This window comes from Streptomyces sp. URMC 129 (assembly GCF_051386415.1).
GTDB lineage: Bacteria > Actinomycetota > Actinomycetes > Streptomycetales > Streptomycetaceae > Streptomyces.
In genome coordinates, this window is sequence record NZ_JBPQTQ010000224.1 from 1 (window position 1) to 4414 (window position 4414).

The window sequence follows — 4414 nt, forward strand, 5'->3', positions numbered from 1 at the left end:
CAGGCGGTTCCTGCTCTCCCTGGGCGAGGCCCACGCGGCCGGGACCGACGTCGACTGGCCGTCACTGATGACCGGTTCGACCACCCGGCCCGCCGACCTGCCCACCTACCCCTTCCAGCACCGCCGCTACTGGCTCACCGGCACCCCGGCCCACGACCCGGCGGGCGTCGGCCTCCGGCACACCGGCCACCCGCTGCTGGCGGCGGCCGTCCCGCTCCCGGACGGCGCCGGAACCGTGTGGACCGGACGGCTCTCACCGGCCGACCACCCCTGGCTGGCCGACCACCGGATCAAGGGCACCGTCGTCGTCCCCGGCGCCGCCCACCTCGACCTCGCGCTGCGCGCCGCCGCGGACCTGGGATGCGACGGCGTGGAGGAACTCACCCTGTCGGCACCGCTGGTGCTGGCCGAAGGCGCCGCGCACCACGTGCAGGTCGGCATCGGCCCCGCCGACGCGTCCGGCCGCCGGCCGGTGCGCATCCACTCACGCCCGGACGACGCCGCCACCGGCGAACCGTGGACCGAGCACGGGTCCGGAACACTCACCCCGGAGACGGCCGACCCCACGCCACCCGCCCCGGACACCGCCCCCGGCGCCTGGCCGCCCCCCGGCGCGCGGCCCGTTCCCGTGGAGGACTGCTACGCCCGCCACATCGCCCAGGGCATCGACTACGGCCCCGCGTTCCAGTGCCTGCGCGGCCTGTGGCAGGGCGACGGCGAGGTGTTCGCCGACGTGGCGCTGGACGAGGCAACGGACGTGGCCGGGTTCGGGATCCACCCCGTGCTCCTGGACGCCGCGCTGCACGGCGTCGTTGTCGGCGGCCTGCTGCCGGACACCGGCCGGGGGCGCATGCTGTTCTCCTGGAGCGGCACCCGGCTCCTCGCCGCCGGGGCGACCAACCTCCGGGTACGGCTGGCCCGTTGCGGCGACGACACGGTGTCCCTCGACGCCACCGACGCGGCCGGGCGGCCCGTCATCCGCGCCGCGGCCCTGCGCCTGCGACCGCTGCCCACCGGCATCGGGCAGGAACGGACCGCCGCCGCCCTGCACCGCGTGACCTGGACCCCTGCCACCACCGCTTCCCCTGCCACCGGGGAGCGCGTCGAACGGCACGACGACCTGGCCTCGTTGACCGCCGCCCTCGACGCGGGCGCCGCACCGCCCGACACGGTCGTCGTTTCCCTCCCCCCGGGCGGGAACGACGCGCCGCACGTCCACGCGGCGACCGCACACACCCTGGACCTGCTGCGGGCCTGGCTCGCCGACGAACGGCTCACCGCCACCCGGCTGGTCCTCACCACGCGCGGCGCGGTCGCCGCCGCGCCCGGCGAACGGCCGGACGACCTCGCACAGGCCGCCGTCTGGGGGCTGGTGCGGTCCGCGCAGTCGGAGCACCCGGGACGGTTCGTGCTGGTCGACCTCGACGGAGACAGCGGCGGTGGCGGTGGCGGTGACGGTGGCGGTGGCGGTGACGACGCGTGGTCCGCACTGATCGGCCATCTCGCGGACGGCGAACCGCAGATGGCGCTACGCCGGGGCACCGCGTACGTGCCGCGTCTGGAACGCGCGCCGGCGGCGGACCCGGCCGGTGCGGAGCGGAGCATCCCGCGCGCGGGCACCGTCCTGATCACCGGTGGCACGGGCGGGCTCGGCGCCCTCGTGGCGCGGCACGTGGTGACCGAGCACGGCGCGCGGCGCCTGCTGCTGGTCAGCCGACGCGGCCCCGATGCCGAGGGCGCCGACGCGCTGCGCGACGAACTCACCGCCCACGGCGCCGAGATCACCATCGCGGCCTGCGACACCGCCGATCGCGAGGCCCTGGCGCGGCTCCTCGCGGCCCACCCCCCGGCCGCCGTCATCCACACCGCCGGAGTGCGCGACGACGGCGTCACCGAAGCCCTCACCCCAGCGCGGCTGTCGCACGTGCTGACACCGAAGGCCGACGCGACCCTCCACCTTCACGAACTGACCCGGCATCTCGACCTCTCCGCCTTCGTCCTCTTCTCCTCCTGTGCCGCGACCTTCACCAACGGCGGTCAGGGCAACTACTCCGCCGCCAACGCCTGGGTGGACGCGGCGGCCCAACGGTGGCGCGCGGACGGGCTGCCCGTCACCTCGATCGCCTGGGGGCTGTGGAACGGCCTCGGCATGGCCACCCAGTTGGACGCCACCGACGTGGCCCGCCTGGCCCAGTCCGGCATGGAGCCTTTCGACGCGGCGGAAGGGCTGGCCCTGTTCGACGCGGCCCTGGCCTCGTCCGACGCCGTCACCCTCGCGGCCCGCTTCACGACTCCGGGCCCCGGCGCGGTCGTTCACCCGATCCTGCGCGATGTCGTCCGGCCGCCGTCCGCGCCGCACGCCGCACGCGCCACCACCGGCGTCGCGAGCGCCGTCGGACCGGCAGATGCCGCGGCGCTCAGGCAACGCCTCGCCGGACTCGCCCGGCCCCAGCAGGAACGCCTCCTGCTCGATCTCGTCCGCACCCACGCCGCCGCGGTGCTGGGCTTCACCGGGCCTCATCACATCCCGCGCGACCGGGAGTTCAAGGCGGCCGGCTTCGACTCGCTGATGTCGGTGGACCTGCGCAACCGCCTCGGCACCGCGACCGGGCTGCGGCTGCCCGCGACCCTCACGTTCGACTGCCCGACGCCCGTCGCCATGGCGGAGCGGCTGCACCACCACCTCGCGTCACCGCCACCGGCCCCGGCCCCGGCATCGGACGGGACCGCACCGGCCTCCGCCTCCGCGCCGACCGCCGTCTTTCACGACATCGACCGGCTGGAAACCGTCCTCGACGGCATCGGAGCACACGACACCGCCGTCCTGAACCGCGTCCGCACCCGCCTGCGCACCGTCCTGGCCAGGCTCGACCGCGACACCGAGAACGACACCGACCAGCGGCTCAACACGGCAACCATCGACGACATCTTCGACCTGGTGGATCAGGAACTCGAAGCCCAGTGAGCGTTCCGAGGGTGGGTACACACGACATGCGAGACGACCAGAACCAGCAGGGCACCCCCGAACTCCGCGACCAGCGCGGCGACCAGCCCGGCGAGCGGAAACTCCTCGACTACCTCAAGCGCGTCACCACCGACCTCAAGCAGACCCGGCGGCGGCTGCGCGACGTGGAGGCCAGGGACTCCGAGCCGATCGCCATCGTCGGCATGAGCTGCCGCTTCCCCGGCCGGGCCGACAGCCCGGAACGGCTCTGGAGCATCGTCGCCGACGGCACCGACGCGGTGGGGCCGTTGCCCGCCGATCGTGGCTGGGACGTGGACGGTCTCTATGATCCGGATCCGGCGGTCTCGGGGCGGTACTACCAGCGCGAGGCCGCGCTGCTGCCGGAGGCCGCGGGATTCGACGCGGAGTTCTTCGGGATTTCGCCGCGTGAGGCGCTGGCGATGGAGCCGCAGCAGCGGTTGCTGCTGGAGACGGCGTGGGAGGTGTTCGAGCGGGCGGGCATCAGCCCGGCCGCCGTGCGCGGCAGCCGCACCGGCACGTTCCTCGGCGTCCTCTCCCAGGACTACGGCCCCCGCATGGAGAAACCAGGCCAGGAGCTGGAGGGTTACCTCGTCACCGGCAACAACACCAGCGTCGCGTCCGGCCGCATCGCCTACACCCTCGGCCTCGCCGGACCCGCCGTGACAGTCGGCACCGCCTGCTCGTCATCGCTCGTCGCCCTCCACCTGGCCGTCCAGGCCCTGCGCACGGGCGAATGCGAAATGGCCCTGACCGGCGGCGCCACCGTGATGCCGACCATGGGCCTGTTCGTGGAGATGAGCCGGCAGCGTGCCCTGGCCCCGGACGGTCGGTGCAAGGCGTTCTCGGCGGCGGCGGACGGCTTCGGCGTCGCCGAGGGGGTGGGGATGCTGTTGCTGGAGCGGTTGTCGGATGCGCGGCGGCGCGGTCACCGCGTGCTGGCGGTGGTGCGCGGCACGGCGATCAATCAGGACGGCGCGTCCAACGGGCTGACCGCGCCCAGCGGCCCCGCCCAGGAACGCGTCATCCAGCAGGCATTGGCCAACGCGGGCCTGTCGGCGGCGGATGTGGACGCGGTCGAGGCGCACGGCACCGGCACGACGCTGGGCGACCCGATCGAGGCCCAGGCGCTGCTCGCCACCTACGGCCAGGGCCGCCCGGCCGAACGCCCCCTGTGGCTGGGCTCGTTGAAGTCGAACATCGGGCACGCCCAGGCCGCCGCCGGTGTCGGCGGCATCATCAAGATGGTCATGGCGATGCGCCACGGCGTCCTGCCGCGCACCCTCCACGTCAACGAGCCCTCCCCGCACATCGACTGGTCCGCCGGAGCCGTCCGCCTCCTCACGGAGGCGATGCCCTGGGTGCGGGAGTCGGGGCGTCGGCGGCGGGCGGGTGTGTCGTCGTTCGGGATCAGTGGGACGAACGCGCATG

At 74.6% G+C, this 4414-nt stretch carries 2 protein-coding genes; both read left to right on the forward strand.

The annotated features are described in order from the left end of the window. Positions 1-2965: SDR family NAD(P)-dependent oxidoreductase (locus ACSNOC_RS27050; protein ID WP_436750209.1), on the forward strand; the 2965-nt coding region annotated here is incomplete at its 5' end. 26 nt (positions 2966-2991) lie between these two features. Next, a partial coding sequence (locus ACSNOC_RS27055; RefSeq protein WP_436750210.1) for a type I polyketide synthase occupies positions 2992-4414 on the forward strand: 1423 nt, incomplete at its 3' end.